Origin of the sequence: Microcoleus sp. PH2017_12_PCY_D_A (genome assembly GCF_020738565.1) — a bacterium.
Lineage (GTDB): Bacteria > Cyanobacteriota > Cyanobacteriia > Cyanobacteriales > Microcoleaceae > Microcoleus.
Genome location: NZ_JAEQCI010000042.1, coordinates 25,029 through 46,791, shown reverse-complemented (window position 1 = coordinate 46,791; position 21,763 = coordinate 25,029). Strand labels below are relative to the sequence as shown.

At 46.7% G+C, this 21,763-nt stretch carries 16 protein-coding genes; 7 read left to right on the top strand and 9 right to left on the bottom strand.

Annotation, left to right across the window (positions count from 1 at the left end; all coding sequences use genetic code 11):
* Nucleotides 1–37: 37 nt before the first annotated feature.
* From JGK39_RS13480 to JGK39_RS13470, 3 genes are all read left to right on the top strand, one after another.
* Entirely contained in the window at nt 38–6,685 is a 6,648-nt protein-coding gene (locus JGK39_RS13480; protein ID WP_293254158.1) for a translocation/assembly module TamB, read from the top strand.
* Between the two features lie 353 nt (nt 6,686–7,038).
* Nucleotides 7,039–7,404 (top strand): hypothetical protein, encoded by a 366-nt coding sequence (locus JGK39_RS13475; protein WP_293254155.1) that lies wholly within the window; start codon nt 7,039–7,041, stop codon nt 7,402–7,404.
* Between the two features lie 121 nt (nt 7,405–7,525).
* Nucleotides 7,526–8,548 (top strand): Rpn family recombination-promoting nuclease/putative transposase, encoded by a 1,023-nt coding sequence (locus tag JGK39_RS13470; RefSeq protein ID WP_293254152.1) that lies wholly within the window; start codon nt 7,526–7,528, stop codon nt 8,546–8,548.
* Between the two features lie 54 nt (nt 8,549–8,602).
* Here JGK39_RS13470 and JGK39_RS13465 read toward each other — a convergent pair whose 3' ends face one another.
* The 6 genes from JGK39_RS13465 to JGK39_RS13440 all read right to left on the bottom strand — a co-directional run bounded on the left by JGK39_RS13465 (nt 8,603) and on the right by JGK39_RS13440 (nt 11,429).
* Complete coding sequence (locus JGK39_RS13465; RefSeq protein ID WP_293254148.1) at nt 8,603–8,836, bottom strand: hypothetical protein; 234 nt, start codon at nt 8,834–8,836, stop codon at nt 8,603–8,605.
* The gene (locus JGK39_RS13460) at nt 8,826–9,119 is read right to left on the bottom strand and encodes a hypothetical protein (RefSeq protein ID WP_293254145.1); all 294 of its coding nucleotides are present in this window, start codon (nt 9,117–9,119) and stop codon (nt 8,826–8,828) included. The genes JGK39_RS13465 and JGK39_RS13460 overlap by 11 nt, the downstream gene beginning before the upstream one ends.
* Nucleotides 9,120–9,198: 79 nt before the next feature.
* Nucleotides 9,199–9,441 (bottom strand): YgiT-type zinc finger protein, encoded by a 243-nt coding sequence (locus JGK39_RS13455; protein ID WP_293254142.1) that lies wholly within the window; start codon nt 9,439–9,441, stop codon nt 9,199–9,201.
* Nucleotides 9,442–9,453: 12 nt separating this feature from the next.
* Entirely contained in the window at nt 9,454–9,678 is a 225-nt protein-coding gene (locus tag JGK39_RS13450) for a hypothetical protein (RefSeq protein WP_293254140.1), read from the bottom strand.
* An 8-nt stretch (nt 9,679–9,686) separates the two neighbouring features.
* Entirely contained in the window at nt 9,687–9,917 is a 231-nt protein-coding gene (locus JGK39_RS13445) for a hypothetical protein (protein WP_265233720.1), read from the bottom strand.
* A 144-nt stretch (nt 9,918–10,061) separates the two neighbouring features.
* The gene (locus JGK39_RS13440; protein WP_293254136.1) at nt 10,062–11,429 is read right to left on the bottom strand and encodes a serine/threonine-protein kinase; all 1,368 of its coding nucleotides are present in this window, start codon (nt 11,427–11,429) and stop codon (nt 10,062–10,064) included.
* Nucleotides 11,430–11,658: 229 nt separating this feature from the next.
* On the opposite strand from JGK39_RS13440, the gene ispG reads away from it, so the two are divergent.
* Together ispG and ctpC are read left to right on the top strand one after the other, a co-directional pair.
* The gene (gene ispG, locus JGK39_RS13435) at nt 11,659–12,882 is read left to right on the top strand and encodes a (E)-4-hydroxy-3-methylbut-2-enyl-diphosphate synthase (protein WP_293254133.1); all 1,224 of its coding nucleotides are present in this window, start codon (nt 11,659–11,661) and stop codon (nt 12,880–12,882) included.
* Between the two features lie 474 nt (nt 12,883–13,356).
* The gene (gene ctpC / locus JGK39_RS13430; RefSeq protein ID WP_293254130.1) at nt 13,357–14,712 is read left to right on the top strand and encodes a carboxyl-terminal processing protease CtpC; all 1,356 of its coding nucleotides are present in this window, start codon (nt 13,357–13,359) and stop codon (nt 14,710–14,712) included.
* Between the two features lie 204 nt (nt 14,713–14,916).
* On the opposite strand, the gene JGK39_RS13425 is transcribed toward ctpC, so the two are convergent.
* Nucleotides 14,917–15,102, bottom strand: coding sequence for a DDE transposase family protein (locus JGK39_RS13425; protein WP_293254127.1), 186 nt, complete (start codon nt 15,100–15,102; stop codon nt 14,917–14,919).
* 334 nt (nt 15,103–15,436) lie between these two features.
* Between JGK39_RS13425 and JGK39_RS13420 the strand changes: the two genes are divergently transcribed.
* Complete coding sequence (locus tag JGK39_RS13420; RefSeq protein WP_293254124.1) at nt 15,437–18,088, top strand: heavy metal translocating P-type ATPase; 2,652 nt, start codon at nt 15,437–15,439, stop codon at nt 18,086–18,088.
* 92 nt (nt 18,089–18,180) lie between these two features.
* Here the strand turns inward: JGK39_RS13420 and JGK39_RS13415 are convergent, their stop codons facing one another.
* Nucleotides 18,181–18,528, bottom strand: coding sequence for a hypothetical protein (locus tag JGK39_RS13415; RefSeq protein WP_293123495.1), 348 nt, complete (start codon nt 18,526–18,528; stop codon nt 18,181–18,183).
* Between the two features lie 104 nt (nt 18,529–18,632).
* On the opposite strand from JGK39_RS13415, the gene tmk reads away from it, so the two are divergent.
* Nucleotides 18,633–19,283 carry a dTMP kinase gene (tmk, locus tag JGK39_RS13410; protein WP_293254121.1) on the top strand — a complete coding sequence of 217 codons (651 nt, stop codon included), beginning with the start codon at nt 18,633–18,635 and terminating at the stop codon, nt 19,281–19,283.
* A 707-nt stretch (nt 19,284–19,990) separates the two neighbouring features.
* Here the strand turns inward: tmk and JGK39_RS13405 are convergent.
* Entirely contained in the window at nt 19,991–21,658 is a 1,668-nt protein-coding gene (locus JGK39_RS13405; RefSeq protein WP_293254118.1) for a S8 family serine peptidase, read from the bottom strand.
* Nucleotides 21,659–21,763 lie beyond the last annotated feature (105 nt).

The window sequence follows — 21,763 nt, the reverse complement described above, 5'->3', positions numbered from 1 at the left end:
TCAATTCCTGAATTCTCACAAGCTTTGAGAAACACCCATGACTAACTCCGACGATGACAAAAAACAACTCGCACCCCGTCCAGGACGCCGCTGGTGGCGTATCCTGCTGCTTAGCGGTACGGGAGCGGGCATTCTCGGCCTGGTTGGGGCGGTGGCCGCACGGGAGTGGGTGCAGAAAAAATTAGCTCCGATTGTGGCCTCTGAGGTCAGTCAGACACTGAAGCGGCCAGTGGAAATCGGACCTTTGGAGCGATTTTCTCCGATCGGTTTGCGGTTTGGTCGATCGAGCGTACCGACAACTGCGATCGATCCCGATTACGCTTCTGCAGAAGCAGTGGAAGTGAAATTTTCAATTTTGCCGCTGCTGTTCAACCGCACTCTCAAACTAGATATTACCTTAGTTAAACCCAGCGCTTATATCGAACAGGATGCAGAAGGCCGCTGGGTTAATATTCCCACCCAGGACAAAAAACCTGCGGGTTTATTTAAAACTGAAATTGAAGCAATTCGAGTTGAAAATGCCGGTGCAGTTTTAGTGCCTAGTCCCGCAGTCGGACAAAAAACTTCGGCGCCAATTTCTGTAAGTCTCAAAAATGGCAGCGCTTTATTTCGCGAGCAAAATCAGCGCGTTCTCTACGAACTTAACGGTCAGTTTACCAATAATGACAATTTTGCAGTCAAGGCTGATTCTCTATTGCCTGCGGCTCAAACTAACGTGCTGCTGCAATCGCAAAACTTACCTTTGTCAGACCTCGCCCGCTTGCTGAAACTTTCCGGCATTTCTCTACAAAAAGGTCTGGCAAATAGCAATTTAACTGTGCAAGTGCGAGACAATAAATTATCTGGAATTACAGGAACGGCGAGTTTTGCAGGAGTGCAAGCAAATATCAATCCGCTGAAACAGATTGTCCAAAATGGTAGCGGTCAATTGCGGTTTCAGGGAACTAATTTAATTGTCGATAGTCTCACAGCTAATTACGGTTTAATTCCAGTTCAAATAGCAGGAACAGTTGCCACTGGAGCTAATTTTAATACCGAACAAGCGAGTTTCAATCTGATAACTAACGTGCAACCGGTAGCCGTGGCAAATATTATCAGTGCGGTGGAGACAGAGTTAGGGCAGAAAGTCGTGTTGCCGATCGCAGTTGCCACAGAAGTGAAGGCGGATGCTAAGCTGACTGGAACCGTTGCAAATCCAGTGCTGGCAGGTGCGATCGCCTCGACCAAACCCGCTACGGTCGATCGCCTGCAATTAAACAATATTAGCACTAATTTCAAACTAGAACGCGGGAGAATCGCTCAAACTCCAGCGCCGAATTCTCCACCGTCAACTGTGCCGTTGTCCTCTTTAGCTTTGACTTTGAGCGATATCTTAGTGGTGCCGGCGGCGGGCGGTAAAATTAGCGGGAAAGGTGAAGTAGATCTCGCCTTGGGAAGTGAGAATTCGCGATCGGGTTTGGTGTTCGATTTGCAAGCGGAAAATCTGCCGGGAGATGCGATCGCCCAAATTTACGCTCTCCCGATTCCCGCTGCTGTTAAAATTGGTAGTGTGTCCGCCAAAGCTCAAGTTTTCGGGCCGTTAAATAATATCCAAGCCCGAGCTCAATGGCAAGCACTGCAAGGGACTTTTCCGGCTAGTGGCGAAATTCGCGCCGGAGGTAATACGGCGGATTTGCAAAATACGGTTGTCAAAATTGGCGATGCTGCGGTGAATGTGGATGCGGCGATCCAAGACCGTCAGTGGGAAGCTATACTAAAGGGCGATCGCGTGGCATTGAAAAGTTTGCAGCCACTGATTCCCGGACTTAATTTACCTCCTGAATTAGCAGGTTTGTTCAGCGGCACCGCCGAAGCAGCGGGAACTCTGGACGATTTGAGTTTAAATGGTATTTATGCTAGCGGCAAAGGAACGCTAAATGTTGCTGACAGTATAGTTGATGTTAATGGCAAACTAGAATCCGGCCGCTGGCAAGCTTCCGGCAAAACCGAAAAAGTTGCTCTCAATCGCTTAATTGATATTGGCTTGCCGTTCTTAGCCACATCAAATTATAACACATCACCCGCCGCAAATCTCGACAATCTAAAATCCAAAATCCAAAATCTAAAATCGTTGGACGGCCAGCTAGCCGGAGAATTTCAAGCTGCGGGAAATGTTGACAATTTAACCGCTAGCGCAATCAATCTTAGCACCAACGGTAAACTCAATATTGCCGACAGCAGTGTCAATCTCAAAGCAGAATTGACAGACGGAAACTGGCAAGCAACCGCACAAACCGATCGCACTGACCTCAGCCGCCTGGTAGATTTAACACTACCACTGTTAGATGTAGCTTCCGCCTTCAATCCCGAAAATCAGCAACCTGCCAATCTAAAATCCAAAATCCAAAATCTAAAATCGATCGACGGCCAGTTATCGAGTCAATTTACCGCTTCGGGAAGTCTTGACAATTTGACGGCTAGCGCAATTAATCTCAACGGTAGCGGCAAACTAAATCTCGGTGGCAGCAATGTCAATTTTAAAGGAGAATTGGCAGCGGGAAATTGGCAAGGAACCGCAGAAACCGATCGCACTGACCTCAGCAGCCTGGTAAATTTAGGATTGCCGCTGTTAGATGCGGCTTCCGCATTCAATCCCGAAAAGCAAGAACAATATAGCAATCTAAAATCCAAAATCCAAAATCTAAAATCCCTTGACGGTCAAATATCGAATCAAATTCAAGCAGCGGGAAGTCTTGACAAATCAGCCGATATAGCTGTCAACAGCAGCGGTAAATTAAATATTGCCGACGGTACGGTTGATTTTAAGGGAAAATTAGATGCTGGACAATGGCAAGCTGTCGCGGATCTCGATCGAGTTATTCTCAGTCGCTTAGAACAAACAGTCCGCAACCTCCAACTGTTTACTCTCACGGCGACTTTACCTAAAGGATTTGACGGCAGAGTTAACGGCCAATACCAAGCATCGGGCAGTTTGGATAACTTGACAGCTAAAGGAATTCGTGCTAGCGGGGAAGGACGAATTTTGGTCGATCGGCTCGGGGCGATCGATACTGCGGCAAAATTAGAAAACGGCAACTTAGAAGCATTGCTGGAAACCAACGGAGTTACAGTCAGCAACTTAGAACAAACCCTCAAACAAACAGGTTTGCTAACAACCAATTTACCGCGAGAAATTGCCGGAACCCTCGATGGCAAACTCCGAATTGTGGGAAATACAGATAATCTCACAGCCAACGGCATCACAGCCAACGGCGACGGACAAATTCGACTAGCCAACGGCGGCGGAATTGTCAGCGCCACAGGTAGCGCGCAATCGGGGAATTGGCGCGCGTCAATAGAAGGCGACCAAATCGCCCTAAGTCGCTTCCAGAAAGCCTTTGAAGCCCAGCGCCAAAGCTTGCAAGCCGGAGGTTTAGTTTCCCAAGCCCAAAATCTCCCCTTACTGCGAGGACTGTTTAACGGGAATGTCAATTTATCCGGCCCGATTGCTGCTGCTTCGGCGCAAACTGTTCGCGCCGGCGGCAGTTTCCGCATCTCAGAATTGCCGTTTCTCAAACAACCTTTTGATGCCATATTTAATTGGGACGGCAAACGGATAGAAGTAGAACAAGCTGCAACTCGGGGTTTGACAGCCAGCGGATTTGTCGGCGTTGAGTTGGCTGGGAAAGGATTACCCTCAATTTCCAATCTAGATTTGGATGTAAAACTCTCCAATTTTAACCTGGAAGCCTTGCCAGCAGAACAGTTGGCATTTTTGACACCAATTGGTGTCAAAAATGCTTCAGAGAAAAATCAGCCTGTGCGCGGCAATGTCGATTTCACGGGGCGCCTCACCGGAACCCTCGCCGCCCTGAGTTTAGTTGGCGACGTGGAAGTGCGGAATTTAGCAGTAAATGAAGTCGCTTTTGACTCGGTACTGGCGGGGAAAGTGACTGCGAGTTCGGATAAAAGTGTAGATTTGCGTTTGGCTGGCGTCCAAGACAAAATCGAAGTCGCTTTAAATCAGTCGTTTTTGCCGACATCTTTTTTAGTTAAACGCGGGGAATCAGTAGCCCGCGGCCAAGCTGAGGGCGAAACTTTGCGAGTTAATTTAAGCGATTTCCCCCTGGCTGCGTTGAATCTCTCACCGGGAAAAGAAGCAGGTTTGGGGCCGATAACCGGTACTGTTTCGGGACAAGTCAACGTGCCCGGTTGGAAGATGCCGTTAAATCCAGCGACTTTGCAAGCCAACGGACAAATTGCGATCGCCCAACCAGCGATCGGCTACATTAAAGGTGACAGTTTCCAAGCCGAATTCAGCTATGCTAACGGCAGCGCCACTCTCACAAACGGCATTTTCCGCCAAGGTACCGGTCAATACTCCATTTCCGGCAACGTCAAAGCAGGCGCCAATCCCGAATTTGCCGGGAAAGTTAACATCCAGCAGGGGAATTTGCAGCAAGTTTTAGCAGCTTTGCAGTATTTCAATTTAGGAGATTTAGCCCGAGGCTTAAAACCTCCCGTTTACGGTAACAGCGGCGACGTGCAAACTGTAGCAGTCGGAGAACCGGAAGCCCCGTTAATCGAACAGTTGCGCCGCTTGGCAGAAATCGAAGTAATCTTGCAGCAACAACAGGCTGTGAAACAATCAGAAAAATTGCCGGTTTTATCTCAATTGCAGGGAACTTTTGGAGGCGAAATTGCAGTCGCAGGTTCTCTCCGAACAGGCGTGCAAGCTCAATTTAACGTCAAAGGCGATAATTGGCAGTGGGGAAAATATGTCGCCGAACAGTTCAGCATTGAGGGCAGTTTTCAGGACGGGATTTTAACTGTTTTGCCTCTGGAAATTCGATCGGGCAAAAGTGCGATCGGGTTTTCGGGACAACTCGGGCAAAAAGCTCAATCCGGGCAGTTGCGGGTAGAAAATGTACCCGTGGAAGAGTTAGCAAAACTAATCGAATTGCCCTTTGTGGACGTAACCGGAAACTTAAATTTGCGGGCAAACTTAGCCGGAAGTTTAGAAAATCCGCAAGCCACCGGCGAATTAAGTTTGCTTGACGGAACGCTAAACGGAGAACCGATCAAAAAAGCCGACAGCAGTTTCAGTTACAGCAACGCCCGGGTCAACTTTGGCGGTAGCGCTTTGGTGACTCAAACCGAACCAATTGAAGTGCAGGGAAGTTTGCCTTTTGAGTTACCGTTTGCTTCTGTAAAACCCGACAACAATCAAATAGATTTCAGGGCAAATTTGCAGAATGAAGGTTTGGCAGTTATTAATGTCTTGACTCCCCAAGTTGCCTGGGTGAACGGCAAGGGACAGGTACAAATTCGCGTCGGAGGGACGCTGCAACAGCCTGTAGCGGAAGGAATCGCCAATTTTGAAAATGCAACCGTCCGGGCGCGGGCTTTCCCAGAACCGATTACAGGGCTGACTGGGGCAGTGCGCTTTGAGGGCGATCGAATTCGGGTAGAACAAATTCGGGGACAATTGAGTAAAGGGGAAGTTGTAGCCCAGGGCGTGATTCCATTATCTGTACCCTTTGCGGAGGGCGATGTCGATGCAGCGAATCCTTTGGCCGTCAATCTAGATAAACTGGGATTGAATCTCAGAGGATTGTATCGCGGCGGCGCAGTCGGTCAAGTTCAAGCAACCGGAACAGCTTTGCGGCCGCAGTTGAGCGGTAACATTGAACTGTACGACGGCGAAGTATTTCTCCCCAGCGCCGGTGGCGGAACTAAGTTAGTTTCTTCCGATTCCCCCCCTGCGACATCTTCCCCTACGACTCCGACTGAGGTTTCTACTTCTCCTGCGACTCCGACTGCGACTTCCGCTTCCCCTTCCTTTGAAGTTGGATTAAACGATTTGCAACTAAAATTGGGCCGGGGAGTGCGGGTAACGAGTGCACCGATATTGAATTTTCAGGCGACAGGGGCTTTGACGGTGAATGGAACTTTAGACGATATTCGCCCTGCGGGTACGATTCGGCTGACTTCGGGCTCGGTGAATTTGTTTACAACGCAGTTTAAGCTTGACAAAGGATATCCACAAACAGCTACCTTTGTACCAACACAAGGACTCGATCCGACATTGGACGTGAGATTAGCAACATCGGTACAAGAAGTCTCGCGGTTTCGCACTCCGGGAACATCTGTCGCCTCTGAAATAGCCGACGAACCGACAAGTTTCGGTAGCGTGCGGAGTGTGCGAATTCAAGCGCTAGTCAAGGGTAAAGCCTCTGGGTTGGCCGAAAATCTGGAGTTGAGGAGTTCTCCGAGTCGATCGTCCACAGAGATTGTAGCGCTATTAGGCGGCAGTTTCGTGCAAACATTAGGACAGGGAGACAGTACGCTGGCGATCGCCAATTTAGCCGGTGCCGGATTATTCAACAACCTGCAATCAGTCGTTACCAACGCCACAGGATTGAGCGAATTTAGGTTATTTCCGACACGAATTAGAGGAAACGAAGGACAAACAGCCACCTCCAGTTCATCGGCCGCATCCGGTGCAGGTTCCCTCGGTATAGGCTTAGAAGTTGGGGCCGACATCACGCGCAATCTTTCAGCATCAATCATTCGAGTATTGTCAGCAAATCAGCCAACAGAATTCAACGTGCGGTATCGTTTAAACGACAAAATATTGCTCAGAGGTTCCACCAATTTCCAAGGAGACAATCGAGTCACCGCCGAATACGAATTAAGATTTTAAGCAATTGGTTCGTAGTGAGGACTTTAGTCCTTAGTCCTTCTTCCCGAGGATTTGCATTCCCAACAATCAAACCATTGTACAAATAATTGACAGAGAAATTGGTTCGTAGTGAGGACTTTAGTCCTTCTTATTGAGGATTTGCATTCCCAACAATCAAACCATTGTACAAATAATTGACATAGCATAATATCAGGTCAAAAACTGTAACAAAAATTTCGTAAATTAGGATCGCAAACGGATATTAAAAAATCCCAAATTCCCATTCCCATTCCGCATTAATTTGCTATAATATAAATAGCAAAACCAAAACGGTACTGCCAACCCCGCACACAAGGTTATGGGAGTTAAGTCAAATGGCAAATCAACTCCAAGCGAACACACAGGCGATCGGCTACAGCGACCTATACTGGAACCGATTTAGTCCGAGAGTAGCGACTATCAGCAGCATCCGCAACGCCAACCATTGGGAAGGCGGATTTATCACCTACATTGCATATCCCACAAAAGTAGAAGCCACAGCAGCAATGAAATATTTGCTGCTGCATCAAAAAGCTGCGGATGTCGATATGCGAAAAGCCAAGCGGATGAAAGCAAAAGGCATTCGGTGGGAACTCAAAATTCGGGGTTTAGCATTTAACGAAGTGTTGAAACTGGCCACAATGGATATAACTGGAAAGCTAGTTATGTCACCTGTAACAACAACTCAAGCCACAGGCTAATAGCTGAACTTAAATAATTTATTAGGGCGGTGTCCATACCCGCCCTAATTCCTCATCTTTACTCTTTTTATTCCTCTGTGTCCTCTGCGCCCTCTGCGGTTCACAAAAAATTATAAAATATATGCGTTTCATCAGCCCCAAAACAGACTTTGCATTCAAAAAAATCTTCGCATCTTCAGAACATCCAGAAATTTTAATCAGCTTCCTAAATGCAATGCTGTATAACGGAGAATCCACAATCGAAGAAATAGAAATAATTGACCCTTATTCAGCCGGAAGCATCACAGGATTAAAAGACACCTACCTAGATGTCAAAGCCAAGATTACCGGAAACAAAACCGTAATAGTCGAAATGCAGGTACTCAACGTAGCCGCCTTTGAAAAACGAGTCGTGTACAACGCCGCCAAAACCTATTCAACTCAACTCAAAGCCGGAGAAGGTTATTTAAGATTAAAACCAGTCATTGCATTAACCATCACCGACTTCATCTTATTTGAAAACAGCGACAAACTAATTTCCCACTTTGAATTCACAGAAACCGAAGAAAAATTCGTCTATCCCAACTGCGAAATCAAATTAGTGTTTGTCGAGTTACCCAAATTCAAAAAAGAATTGAATGAACTCGAAACCCTGCCCGAAAAATGGATTTACTTCATGAAAAACGCACCCTCATTGGAAGTAGTACCAGAGACCTTGGGGTCAGTTGCAGAGATTAATACCGCCATGGGAATTGCCAACCGAGCAAATTTGACCCTCGACGAATTAAATGATGTAGACAAGCGAGAAATGTTTATCCAAGACCAACTAGGTTCTGTGACAAAAGGGATAGAGATTGGTATTCAAAGGGGAATACAACAAGGAATACAACAAGGAATACAACAAGGACTTCAACAAGGGATTGAACAGGGAATACAACAAGGAATTGAACAAGGAATTGAACAGGGAATCGAAAGGGGTAAAATTGAGGGGGAAATAGGATTAATTATGCGTCAGATTGTGCGGCGGGTAGGTGATGTTACAATGGAAGTTCAAACTCGCATCCAGGGGTTATCTGCGGCACAGTTAGACGATTTGGGAGAAGCTTTATTGGATTTTACAAGTGAAGAGGATTTAATTACGTGGTTAGATGCTGCGGTTGGATGAACAGCAGTTTGTAGCGGCGGGTTCGCCAAAAATTATCGGACAAAACGCAAAATTTCATAAACCCGCCCCCAGCCCACCTAATTCTACAGCTTTCGGCAATTCTATCGGCACGAAATATGCGACTGGGTACAAATAATCTTCGCCGGATTCATCAATAACTCGGATAAATTGATGTTCCGCAGCGCGATTATCGGGTATGATGCGATAGATTTTTCGGACTTCCAAGGATGCTTGATAGTCTCGATCGTTAATGCAAACTACAAATTTGGTTGGTAAGTTAAACTTCATATTCGGATAAAGTAGTGAGTTCATAAACGGTTGCGTCTGTCATCAAAATCGATCCTTGGGCCGTCAATTCCCATCTGTCGCGCCACGAACCTGTTTCGATATATCGTTTAACTAAGCCATCAGCAGCCAGTTTTTTTAAGACAACCATCATGTCAGGTTCTCGCGGTACATCTCGATAAGAAAGTTGCTTTGCGAGTTCGTACCAACTCCACTTTCCTTGACCTCTCGCTACCAATGCAAGGAGCACTAATTCAAGCTGAGTTAATTGAGTTAAGTTTTGCATTGTAGAGAAACTGTTACGAAACAGGATTTTGTGCTTCTAGGTTTGCCAATTACTCAAAGCAGAATTTTTATCATATAACTTACCCAACGCGAAAAGATTGCCCCATCGCTTGAAATTCTTGAGTCTCTTCTCGCTGCAATTGCTGTCTAATTTTGGCAAATTTCCTAACTGTTTCCACAGAGTACAACCGTTCTCCACAGCTTAGGCAAACTTCAGCGGATACTTTTAAGATAGCAGTATGCTTGCCGCCCCGTAAAATTTTATCAACTTCTTTGATAACTATTTCACCGCCGCAAATTGGGCATTTTTCTACAGATAGCATTGTTAATTTCTCCTATGCAAATACTGCTTCTACGGCTTTCGGCAATGCGATGGGCACAAAATATGTAACTGGATACAAATAATCTTCGCCGGATTCATCAATAACTCGGATAAATTGATGTTCCGCAGCGCGATTATCCGGTATGATTTGATAAATCTTTCGCACTTCCAAGGATGCTTGATAGTCTTGATTGTTAATGCAAACTACAAATTGTGTTTCTAAGTTATGGGGATTCATAACTCCTCCTATAAAATATATTTGATTTTGATTTCTTTTTTTCCAATGCCGTGTGCTTCGTACCAATGTAACTCAGCTTCGCAGGCTGTACCATCAGTCAAGATAATTGTTGCAATTCCTTTGAGTTTTCTCCAACGTCCATTGCCATAATTTTTCTGCAAACGTTCTACTTCCCGAATTGAGTTGCCAACTGCTATTGTTTGAATATTAGTAATGTTTCCGATAATTTGAAAGTTCATTCGACATCAAACATTATGTTAACAATTAGTGTCGCTGGTAGCCTTTTATTTGAGTCCGGCCAGTGCCAGGTATCGGAAACCTAGAAGTGGCGCAGTTTCGTGGTTTAAGCCTCTGTCATAAATCTTCACGAAACCCTGTAACCCTTAGATGTTACACTCTACAAGTCTCGACGCGAGAGAAGAGTACCCCACCCTAATCCGCAACAGTCCAAACCTCCCCCCCACACTCAAACCCATTCTTGGGAGGTGCCCCTCTTGTGCTTTGGTGTTAAATTTTAGATCGTTGTAGTACAACCATTCTTTATTCACGCGCCAACCTACCCGATCGCCAAAAGCTTTCCAAATTTTCTCATCATCTTTCCCAGTTCCCCCCAGACTTTCATAGATGCGTTTCTGTACCGAAAAGCCGAAACGTCCATTACTGTATTTTACCCAAAGTTGGTCAATAGTTCGCAAGTCTGCACAGGGAAATCGATCGATATCTTCACCCCTCAGCCAGCCATCCTTTGTTCTCCCCGCTACTTCCAGCATTTTTATTGCCGTTTCCTCATCCGCCTCTTTCCACTTTCCGCGAGCCAACAGCCGATCGAGTTTACGATAATCCACTCCTTCTTTTGCTGAAATCAAATTTATAGGTTGCGGCTGTGGCTGCGGGCTAGGAATCGTTGGCAAAACACCCCCTCTTTGCCCCCGATTGCCGGGGGATTGGGGAAGCATAGCCAACCATTTTTGAACCGACTGAGGGCGCTTTGTCTCATCCATTTCCATCCCTTTAAGAATTGCCCGATGCACCGCATCACTAATATTAGGATTAATCTGAAACGGCGGCTTTAAAGAATAATTTAAAGCCCTCATAAATGCAGGAGTTGGTGGTGTTTTCGTTAGCAAATAGTATAGCGTTGCCGCCAGAGCATAAACATCTGTGTACTTAGCAAATCTGCCGATTTCCCCGTACTGTTCGGGAGGCGCAAAACCATGTGTTAATCCAACAGTCATTTGCTGAGTGCGATCTGGAATAAAACCCCGTGCCAAACCAAAGTCAATCAAAACTGCATCAAAATTGTCGCGTACCATAATGTTTTGTGGCTTGATATCCCGATGTAGCAAACCTTTTTCGTGAACTACTATTACCGCTTCTGCCACTTTGCGGATGTAGTTTAAAGCTTCGGTTTCCCACAGGATACCGCGCTTTTCTACCAATTTCCACAAATCTTTCCCTGCCACATATTCCATCGCAATACAAGGCAAATTACCATCAATGAAATAGTTTTCTATTTGCACAATATTGGGATGTTTGCACAAAGATAGCAGTAGCGCCTCATCCCGGAATTTGTCCCGATACCGGGCAAAATGTCGATCGCTCAATAAGTCGTCTTTCAGCGTTTTGATGACAACCCGCTGCCGGTTTTGCGCTTTCTTCGCTAGGTACGTGACGCCAAAGCCACCCTGACCTAACTCGCCTTCAATAATATACCGATCGCCATTTAACCGCTGCCCCGGTGTCCAAACCATTCTCCTCACCGCCAACCAATATCAAGGTTTATCTCAGCCTAGCCTGTATCTTAACTGTATTTTGTAGGTTGGGTTTAGTTCCACCGGCTCAACTTCAGTTCGCCTTCCCGGTGATGGTTGGCTTTTAGTTCGATAAACCTGTTTGTCCAAACAGGTCATTTCTATGGCAACCTAAAAAACAGCAGACACAATTTTATAGACCTTCGTAACAAAACTCTACCAATCAATTATGCAAACTCTGCCCAATCCAACTAAAACCGCATCTAGCCAACCAGTATTCGACACCACCATCAAACGCCGCAAAACCCGTCCCGTCAAAGTCGGCAGCATCACGATCGGCGGAGGCAACCCAGTCGTCGTACAATCGATGATTAACGAAGACACCCTCGACATCGACGGATCGGTCGCAGGAATACGGCGCTTGCACGAGATAGGCTGCGAAATCGTCCGCGTTACCGTGCCCAGCATGGCCCACGCCAAAGCTTTAGCCGAAATTAAGCAAAAACTGCACGAAACCTACCAACCCGTGCCCCTGGTTGCCGATGTCCACCACAACGGGATGAAAATTGCGCTGGAAGTGGCCAAACACGTAGACAAAGTGAGAATCAATCCGGGGCTTTACGTGTTCGAGAAGCCGAAAGCCGACAGAAGCGAATACACCGACTCCGAATTCGCGGAAATTGGCGAAAAAATCCGCGAAACCCTGGAACCTCTGGTGATTTCCCTGCGAGACCAAGGCAAAGCTTTGCGAATCGGCGTCAATCACGGTTCCCTCGCTGAACGGATGCTGTTTACCTACGGCGACACCCCGGAAGGCATGGTGGAATCCGCCCTGGAATTTATCAGAATTTGCGAATCCCTGGACTTTCGCAACATAGTGATTTCCCTGAAAGCCTCCCGCGCGCCGGTGATGGTGGCTGCTTACCGCTTGATGGCGCACCGGATGGACGAATTGGGGATGGATTACCCGCTGCATTTGGGCGTTACGGAAGCTGGCGACGGCGAATACGGGCGCATCAAATCCACGGCTGGTATCGCACCGCTGTTGGCTGACGGTATCGGCGATACTATCCGCGTCTCGCTAACAGAGGCCCCGGAAAAGGAGATTCCTGTCTGCTACAGCATTCTGCAAGCTTTGGGATTGCGGAAAACGATGGTTGAGTATGTGGCTTGTCCTTCCTGCGGCCGCACTTTGTTTAATTTGGAGGAAGTGTTACATCAAGTGAGAGAGGCGACGAAGCATCTCACTGGTTTGGACATTGCAGTGATGGGCTGTATTGTCAATGGCCCGGGGGAAATGGCTGATGCTGATTACGGCTATGTCGGGAAGCAACCGGGTTATATTTCTCTGTACCGCGGCCGCGATGAGATTAAGAAGGTTCCTGAGTCTGAAGGTGTGGCAGAATTGATTAATTTGATTAAGTCGGACGATCGCTGGGTTGAACCTGAATAACAGAAGACTACAGTAGGGTGTGCACTGCGCGCCGCTTGACTATTTGACTTTCGGATTTTTCAGGCTTTAATCAAGTAAAATTGCTTGAGAAGCTTGGTTTTACGGCATCAAGACGCTGAAATGCCGATCGATGGGTGTTATTCGGTGGGACAAAGAGTCAATCGGTGCGCGGTGCACGCCCTACGGGCTATATCAATCGGTGCGCGGTGCACGCCCTACGGGCTATATCAATCGGTGCGCGGTGCACGCCCTACGGGCTATATCAATCGGTGCGCGGTGCACACCCTACGGGCTATATCAATCGGTGCGCGGTGCACGCCCTACGGGCTATATCAATCGGTGCGCGGTGCACGCCCTACGGGCTATACAACTCGGCAAAGTTGAATAAATATGTATCCAAAATCCGACCGAGCCTTGCCTGTGTTAGATTGGGCGTGATTATTCTGAACTCTTTTCCTCCCGCGCGTCAGACAAATGGTTATAACAAAACGAGGGCTTGTTCTAAGTGCAGCAGCGGTGTTACTCACTGCTGCAACTCTTGCCAACACTGGTTGCAGTTCTAAATCCCTGGCTTCTTTTAGGGGAAGTCCTAAAGAGTTGGTTGATGAAGTTTGGCAGATTATTGACAAAAGTTATGTTGATGGCACTTTTAACCAGGTTGACTGGAAAGCGGTGCGGAATGATTATTTGAACCGGACTTATACTAGCGATGAGGAAGCTTATAAAGCAATTCGAGAAATGCTGAAGAAGCTGGACGATCCTTATACGCGGTTTATGAACCCGGAAGAGTTCAAAAATATGCAGGTTGAAACTTCTGGGGAATTGACAGGAGTTGGGATTCAGTTGACTCAAGATGAGAAAACTAAGAAGTTGGTGGTGATTTCTCCCATTGAAGATACTCCTGCTTTTACTGCTGGTATTCTAGCAAAAGATATCATTACTAAGATTGACGGCAAAACTACCGAAGGTATGGATACGAATCAAGCGGTAAGTTTGATTCGCGGCCAGGCTAATACTGAGGTGACGCTGACTGTTTTGCGGGGCAACAAGGAAATAGATTTTAAGCTGAAACGCGCTAAAATTGAAATTCATCCCGTGCGGAAGTCGGTGCAGAAAAGCCCGATCGGCGAAATCGGTTATATTCGCTTAAATCAGTTTAGCGCGAACGCTGCATCGGAAATGCGATCGGCAATTAAGGATTTGGAACAGAAAAAGGTGGCAGGCTATATTCTAGACTTGCGTTCCAATCCTGGTGGCTTGCTCTACGGCAGTATTGAAATTGCTCGGATGTGGCTCAAAGAAGGTACGATCGTCTCTACGGTCGATCGCGTCGGTGAGGCCGATCGACAAACCGCAAACAAAGGAGAGATCACCGACAAACCCTTGGTTATACTTGTAGATGGCGGTTCAGCAAGTGCTAGCGAGATTCTATCCGGTGCTTTGCAAGACAACAAGCGCGCGGTTTTGGTGGGAACAAAAACGTTTGGTAAGGGTTTGGTTCAGTCGGTACGCGGTGTGGGAAATGGTGCCGGTTTGGCCGTGACAATTGCCAAGTATTTTACTCCCAATGGCACTGATATCAATCACATGGGAATTAAACCGGATGTTGTGGTTGAACTCACTGACGCTCAAAAACAGGATTTGCGGCGCGATCGCGATAAAATTGCTACGACGGCAGATCCGCAGTACGCGAAAGCTTTGGAAATTTTGACCAATAAAGTTACTGGTAAAACAGGAGATAGTAAGGCTGAGTCGAAACCGCAGGCGACGCCTTCTAAGCCCGCTGCGGCCCAGCCTAAACCGAGTGCGGTACCTGCTAAATCTAAGTAGTTTTTAGTCATAAAAACTTCAGTAAAGAAGGACTGAAGTCCTCACTACAAACCTGTAAAGAAGGACTGTGTAAAGAAGGACTGAAGTCCTCACTACAAACCTGTAAAGAAGGACTGAAGTCCTCACTACAAACCTGTAAAGAAGGACTGAAGTCCTCACTACAAACCAGGTTCGTAGTAAGGACTTTAGTCCTTCCAAGTTCGTTTATTGCGGTTGACATTTACCAGCGCGAATTAATCCGGTGCGACGGGCGATCGCATCTTCAGCAGAATCGTAAGGGCCCCACTGTTCAATAATAGTAGGGTTTTGTGCTTCTAATTGGGCTATGGGCAAAATCTCGCAATTACCAGCAGGACGTTTGACAATATAAAATTTATCTGCTTCTGTCATAGCTAAATGCGTTAAATCAAAACTGGATACTAACTAACCAATTCCATGATTGTATCAAGTAGGCGAAACGGTTGCAACTGCCTGCGATTAATAAGAATTAAAAAAAAATAACACTTTCGGAAGATGCCAGAAAATTTATCTATGATAAAAATATAGGCATTTGTCTAGGCTGTGCATTATATCAATTCCGGTTGTATCGGAATGATTTAACCGCAGAGAACGCAGAGGACGCAGAGGGAGAGAAGAGAAAGATGAATAATTCTGATGCTGAGGAAATTGATATTAAACACTTTCTGTTCTCACCAAAACATTCTAATCAATACCGAAAAAATAAATGCAATTTCTTCACAAAACACTCCCCGAAAATCAATCAGAAATCATCCCAATTAAAGAATCTCCGCCGCCCGAACTTGTTACTTTCGATGTCAGCGGGATGAAATGTGCGGGTTGCGCCAAAGCAGTTGAACGCCAACTCATGCAGCATTCAGGCGTAATTTCTGCTTGCGTTAACTTAGCTGTAGAAGTCGCAACCGTTGAGTGTCAACCGGGCGCTGTCGATGCAGATTCTTTAGCAAAAAAGTTGACTGATAACGGATTTCCCACTCAGTCTCGTTTAGGTGAAAATCAGCGGGAAGCAGAAGCGGCGGCAATTGAACGGCGGCGACAAGAAATTCGACAGCAAATCAATCAATTGTCGATCGCCCTCATCCTAATTATTCTATCCGGTTTAGGACACATACTCGGCACCAAAGCCCCAATTCTCAGCAACATTTGGTTTCACTGGGGACTCGCCACCCTCGCATTGCTGCTACCTGGCCGCCCGATTATCGTTGACGGCTGTCGCAGTTTGTGGCGAAACGCACCAAACATGAACACTTTGGTAGCTTTAGGCGCTGTCACGGCTTACACGGCTAGCAACGCGGCGCTGCTGTTTCCACGGATGGGATGGGAGTGCTTTTTTGACGAACCGGTGATGCTTTTGGGCTTTATCTTGTTGGGCAAAACTCTCGAACAGCAAGCCAGACGGCGCGCTGCATCAGCTTTGCAAGCTTTAATCGCACTGCAACCAGCGACAGCCCGCTTAGTTGATTTTAAACTCCCGATTTTAGATTTGGACTCTCAAGAATTGCCTGCAAACTCGACATCTGCGGTCTACAATCCACAATACATTGAAATTCCAGCCGATCGCGTCCGAGTCGGAGAATGGCTGCAAGTTTTACCCGGTGAAAAATTTCCGGTAGACGGCGAAGTCTGCGAAGGTAAAACAACCGTAGATGAATCGATGCTGACTGGCGAATCGATGCCAGTTTTGAAGCAACCAGGAGATACAGTCGCGGCGGGAACTATCAATAAATCCGGGGCAGTTGTGATGCGGGCAACTCGCACCGGTCAAGAAACAACTGTAGCTCAAATGGTGGCTTTGGTGCAAGCGGCCCAAACTCGCAAAGCGCCGATTCAACATTTAGCTGATACTGTCGCCGGATATTTTGTCTATGGCGTAATGGCGATATCGGTTTTAACTTTCCTATTTTGGTATTTTGCCGGAACTCATCTTTGGCCTTCTGTGCTTTTAGGACACGGGGCAATGGAGATGGGACACGGGGCAATGAATATGGGAAGTCAATTACCCACGATTCATTATCAATCTTCTTTGCTGTTAAGTTTGAAATTGGCGATCGCAGTTTTAGTCATTGCTTGTCCTTGCGCTTTGGGACTAGCTACCCCAACTGCAATTTTAGTCGGTTCTGGCATCGGGGCGGAGCGCGGGCTTTTAATTCGCGGTGGTGATGTTTTAGAACGGGTGCATCAATTAGATACTGTAGTTTTTGACAAAACTGGCACTCTCACAACTGGAAATCTTACACTCACAGATTATTTGCCGATTTTCCAGAATTCTGAGTTGGATTTGAACTCGGATATTAATGTGGGAAACAAACAAGATATCTGTTCCACAATGTCCGCAATTGATGATATTTCTGGCAACAGGCAAGATGCCTCTTCCACAATTTCCACAATTTCCACAATTGATGGTGTTTCTGGTAACAAACAAGATGCCTCTTTCACAATGTCGGCAATTGATGGTGTTTCTGGTAACAAACAAGATGCCTGTTCCACAATTGACTCAAAACTGCTGCAAATTGCCGCCGCAGTGGAAAGGGGCGCTTGTCATCCCATCGCCGCGGCGATTTTGCGGGAATCTCAACAGCAAGGTTTGCCGCTGCTACCTGCTGATGATTTCTACACGGAACCGGGCTTCGGGGTTTCTGCTTTAGTGGAGGGCCGGCGGGTGTTCGCTGGGAATGCTGAGTGGATGAGCCAACAGGGCGTCGCTGTGGCTGCGGAACTTTTGGAGTCTTGCCAAGGCAAAACGGCGGTTTACGTGGCTTCTGGGGGTGTTTTGCTGGGGGTAATCGGGCTAAAAGATACTCTGAGGCCGGATGCTAAGGCGGCGGTCGATCGCCTGCGGGGCATGGGATTGCGGGTGATGATGCTGACGGGCGATACGGCGTCGGCGGCGGCGGCGGCGGCCCAGCAGCTAGGTTTGGCGGCTGCTGATGTTTTGGCCGAAGTGCGGCCGGAGGGTAAGGCTCGGGCGATCGCCAGTTTGCAAGCCCAAGGCTGTAAAGTGGCTGTGGTGGGAGATGGAATCAATGATGCCCCGGCTTTGGCTCAAGCTGATGTCGGTATCGGTTTGCACTGTGGCACTGATGTCGCGGTTGAGACTGCTCAAATTGTGCTGATGCGAAATGCTTTGATGGATGTTGTTGAGTCGATCGACCTTGGTCGCGCTACTTTTAATAAGATTCGCCAAAATTTATTCTGGGCTTTTGCTTACAATACTCTGGGAATTCCTGTTGCGGCCGGTCTCTTGCTGCCTGCAACTGGAATTTTACTTAGTCCTGCGGCAGCCGGTGCATTTATGGCATTTAGTTCTGTTAGCGTTGTTACCAATTCTTTGCTGCTGCGCCGGCAGTTTCGAGCTTAAATTTAGGTCTACCAAATAAAAGTCATCAGTAAGTAGTCATTAGCCTGGAACTAATGACTGATGACTGATGACTGAGGACTAATGATTTATGGCTACAGTGCCATACTTTCCAACAGCCGCCAGTTATTGTTTTTCATAACTGAACGACTGACTAGCTCGAACATTTGACGGCAGTGGTTATTGGTTTGCAGGGGCAGTTCCTCATTTTTGATCACGAAGTTCATGCGAACCTCTGAGTCGCTAGCCGCGTTTTTCTCAATTAGGACTTCGGCGGTGACAAGTTTGGGAATCGAAACTTGACCGGGAAGTTCGCGAGCCATGAGGGAATCTCCTGTATTGTAGATAATATCAAGATTGCATGACTCTAAAATTTCAATCAGGGACTGACGGAGACGGTCGATCGGAACTGCAACGATAAAAAAACCAGTATAGCGAGCCATAAAAAACTCCAACCGTGAGGCACTTAGACTTTATCATCATACCGAACCTAGCACAGATATACGGAAGGATTTATATTTATTTTATTGAGGTGGAAAGTTACGGAATGAAGGGCAAACTTATCGTATTTGAGGGGGTAGAAGGTGCGGGAAAAACTACTCAAATGCAGCGATTGATACATTGGCTGCAATTAAGTTGTTTTCAGAAAGTCCGGTTGGTCGCTACTCGCGAACCGGGGGGTACGGAGTTGGGAAAAGGACTGCGGCATTTGTTACTAAAACAAGATCCGGGTGAATCTGTATCTGATGTAGCAGAATTACTCATGTACGCTGCCGATCGCGCTCAGCACGTCGAAACTTTTCTTAAACCCGAGTTATCGAAAGGAACGATTGTTTTATGCGATCGCTTTACAGACTCCACGATTGCTTATCAGGGCTACGGCCGCAATCTTAATTTAAATTTAATTAAGCAGTTGAATGCAATTGCCACCGGCGGCTTGGAAAGCGATCTGACTTTGTGGCTGGATATTAATGTGGAGGAGGGTTTGGCAAGGGTAAGGGCCAGGGGAGAGCGCGATCGCATCGAGCAAGCCCATTTGCAGTTTCACAAGCGCGTACAGCAAGGTTTTACGGAATTAGCCGAGGAAAATCAATCTCGAATTTTCCGGATCGATGCCGATCGCCCTGAAGATGCGATCGCCCAGGAAATTCAAGGTATCGTAAGTCACAAATTAGCAGCTTGGGGATATCTAAAATAATCCCAATTCGGAAAAGTAGAGTGACATAGGTGGCCAGAAACCAGGTTTTTTAGGAAATATTTGCTAAAAATCCTCAATCAATATCGATGAAAAACCCGGTTTCTTCCTTTTGTCCCAGCGCCGTCAACTGTAATTAACCGAAATTAACCGACAAAAAATCCCAGCACTTTATTGTCTAAAACCTAGATAAAGTCCAATACGCTTGGGTTAAGCTTTTTTTATGATTGCGCTGCAAGGAGATCGATCGCAGTGTCTCTTTGTTCACATCCTTTTATTCCCAAGACAGTCTTAGGATCGCTCCTGTCAATAACTTACAATTTTAATTATTGTGGAATGGGCGTCCCGCCCGTCCCTTATAGACGGGCTATAAAGGCCCATCCCACTTTCAAGAGTGTAAGTTATTTAATTCTCATTCCTTATCCCAAGCGTGTTGTCTTGTATACAAGATTCGCCAGTGGGGACAGCACTACCGATTTTTTTGCTAAGGAGATATCTACACAGAGAGGAAATCTCCAGGGGCGATCGCCCGATTGCCTGCTTCCTCTACAGAAACGCGGGTAATAGTCATAATTCCTCACCCTAAAATTGCAAATTTGGTAAATTGGCGAGTGTTTAGTCGATCGGGCTCCCAGAACTTCTAACAAGACAAATTAGCGGGGTTGTAGGGCGATCGGCTAAAGTTTCGGAATAGTTGCTGCCTGTTGTTTCTAGACAGTTATCGCATTTGGGTTGGCTGTAGTCGTCAAGATATACCCAACTTGAGCCGGAGTCAAAGTCGGATTGGCATTCAAAACTAAAGCCGCCACACCCGCTACGTGAGGGGTTGCCATCGATGTGCCGCTCTTGATTTCGTAGCTATCATCAGGAGTTGTAGAATAGATATCTATTCCCGGTGCAACTACGTAATCCAAAACTTTGGAACCCGCGCGATTTGAGTATTCATCCATCCTGTCATTTACATCTATTGCTCCTACAGCAATTCCCAAGCGATCGGCATTGATAGCTGGATAGTCTGGTTCAGTAAAACCCTCATTTCCTGCTGCTATGACGACAACAACTCCTTTGTCTGTTGCGTACCCAATTGCTTCATCTTCCAGCGGGGAAGGATACCACCCACCCAAGCTGAGGTTAATTACATTAGCTCCATTATCCGCAGCATAGCGAATTCCAGCAGCTATCTCGTCAGGATATCCTTCAACGTTGGCATCCAAAACTCTGACAGGCATAATCTTGGCATTGTAGGCAACTCCAGTTATGCCAAAATCATTTCGTTCTGCGGCGATCGCACCTGCTACGTGAGTCCCGTGACCGTCAAAATCCATCGGATTGTTGTCTTGATACACAAAATCCCATCCCCGGATATCATCTATATATCCGTTGCGATCGTCGTCAATGCCGTTGTCGGGAATTTCACCCGCATTCTGCCAAATATTGTCATCCAAATCGGGATGGGTGTAGTCAACTCCGCTATCGACAACAGCGACTACGATGCCTTTTCCACTAATTCCCTGATTCCACACTTCCGGCGCATTAATCGTGTCTCGTCCCCAATCATTTTCCCCCAAATTAGAAACTTGAGGGAACATATTGGGGCGGTTGAGCGTGCGGGAAACTGCTGCATTTGCATCGAGCAAGCCGTATCCGTAATTGCTGCTAAAACCATTACCAGGCGTGGCAGAAAAAGTCAAGTTGTAATTCGTAGAACCCACGTAATTATAGACTCCGACATAGTAAGTTCCTGGAGTCAGACACAAAAAATTTATCTCGCCAGATGTTCCGGTTCCGGCATAATCCCAGTCAAGAAATTCATCATAATCAGTCCGACCGTTGCGGTTCTTGTCTTGAATTAACTCGATGCCGGCATTGGCACTCAAGCCGTCGAGACGCAAGCTTAAATCGCTATTGCTATTGACAGTAAAGCGGTAATAGTCGTCGCGATCGCCAACTCCGACAAAATCGCTCAAGTTGATGCGGCCGTTCTCCACGCCTACAACATTTCGAGCAGTGGCTAAGGTGTTGTCTGGATATGATAAGTTCAACTGAGAGGCCGTTGTCGTTCCTGTTAGCGGATCTGTCCCGATCGCGCGATCGTCTGAGTTAGATGTTTGGGGAGCATGAGATGTACCGCTTGCGAGTTGATTGTTGGCTGAGTAGCTGAGGATCTCGCTTGTTTCTGGTACGATAAAATCTGCTATTTGTTGTTGTTCGATCGCGATCGCTGTCAAATGAGCCTGGTCAAAGCCGTTGCTGGGAACGCTGCCGTTAAATTGACTGGATGCAGTGAAAAAATTAAGCTGACCGCTGTTACCAAAGGTGGCTAATGCTGCTGTTAGCTGCTGTTCGCGATCGATTGCAAGTATACCTGTACTTTCCATAAGTTCGATCCTGATAAGTTTAGATTCACTTGTGTTTTTGACCAAAAATACTTGTTGACTTGAAATTAATTAATATTATTACATAGGTGATATGATACGTCAATT

What these genes read in the sequence shown, in the direction of transcription:
- JGK39_RS13480 (WP_293254158.1), top strand. Translation starts at nt 38, where the DNA reads ATGACTAACTCCGACGATGACAAAAAACAACTCGCACCCCGTCCAGGA.
- JGK39_RS13475 (WP_293254155.1), top strand. Translation starts at nt 7,039, where the DNA reads ATGGCAAATCAACTCCAAGCGAACACACAGGCGATCGGCTACAGCGAC.
- JGK39_RS13470 (WP_293254152.1), top strand. Translation starts at nt 7,526, where the DNA reads ATGCGTTTCATCAGCCCCAAAACAGACTTTGCATTCAAAAAAATCTTC.
- JGK39_RS13465 (WP_293254148.1), bottom strand. Translation starts at nt 8,836, where the DNA reads ATGAAGTTTAACTTACCAACCAAATTTGTAGTTTGCATTAACGATCGA.
- JGK39_RS13460 (WP_293254145.1), bottom strand. Translation starts at nt 9,119, where the DNA reads ATGCAAAACTTAACTCAATTAACTCAGCTTGAATTAGTGCTCCTTGCA.
- JGK39_RS13455 (WP_293254142.1), bottom strand. Translation starts at nt 9,441, where the DNA reads ATGCTATCTGTAGAAAAATGCCCAATTTGCGGCGGTGAAATAGTTATC.
- JGK39_RS13450 (WP_293254140.1), bottom strand. Translation starts at nt 9,678, where the DNA reads ATGAATCCCCATAACTTAGAAACACAATTTGTAGTTTGCATTAACAAT.
- JGK39_RS13445 (WP_265233720.1), bottom strand. Translation starts at nt 9,917, where the DNA reads ATGAACTTTCAAATTATCGGAAACATTACTAATATTCAAACAATAGCA.
- JGK39_RS13440 (WP_293254136.1), bottom strand. Translation starts at nt 11,429, where the DNA reads ATGGTTTGGACACCGGGGCAGCGGTTAAATGGCGATCGGTATATTATT.
- ispG (WP_293254133.1), top strand. Translation starts at nt 11,659, where the DNA reads ATGCAAACTCTGCCCAATCCAACTAAAACCGCATCTAGCCAACCAGTA.
- ctpC (WP_293254130.1), top strand. Translation starts at nt 13,357, where the DNA reads ATGGTTATAACAAAACGAGGGCTTGTTCTAAGTGCAGCAGCGGTGTTA.
- JGK39_RS13425 (WP_293254127.1), bottom strand. Translation starts at nt 15,102, where the DNA reads ATGACAGAAGCAGATAAATTTTATATTGTCAAACGTCCTGCTGGTAAT.
- JGK39_RS13420 (WP_293254124.1), top strand. Translation starts at nt 15,437, where the DNA reads ATGCAATTTCTTCACAAAACACTCCCCGAAAATCAATCAGAAATCATC.
- JGK39_RS13415 (WP_293123495.1), bottom strand. Translation starts at nt 18,528, where the DNA reads ATGGCTCGCTATACTGGTTTTTTTATCGTTGCAGTTCCGATCGACCGT.
- tmk (WP_293254121.1), top strand. Translation starts at nt 18,633, where the DNA reads ATGAAGGGCAAACTTATCGTATTTGAGGGGGTAGAAGGTGCGGGAAAA.
- JGK39_RS13405 (WP_293254118.1), bottom strand. Translation starts at nt 21,658, where the DNA reads ATGGAAAGTACAGGTATACTTGCAATCGATCGCGAACAGCAGCTAACA.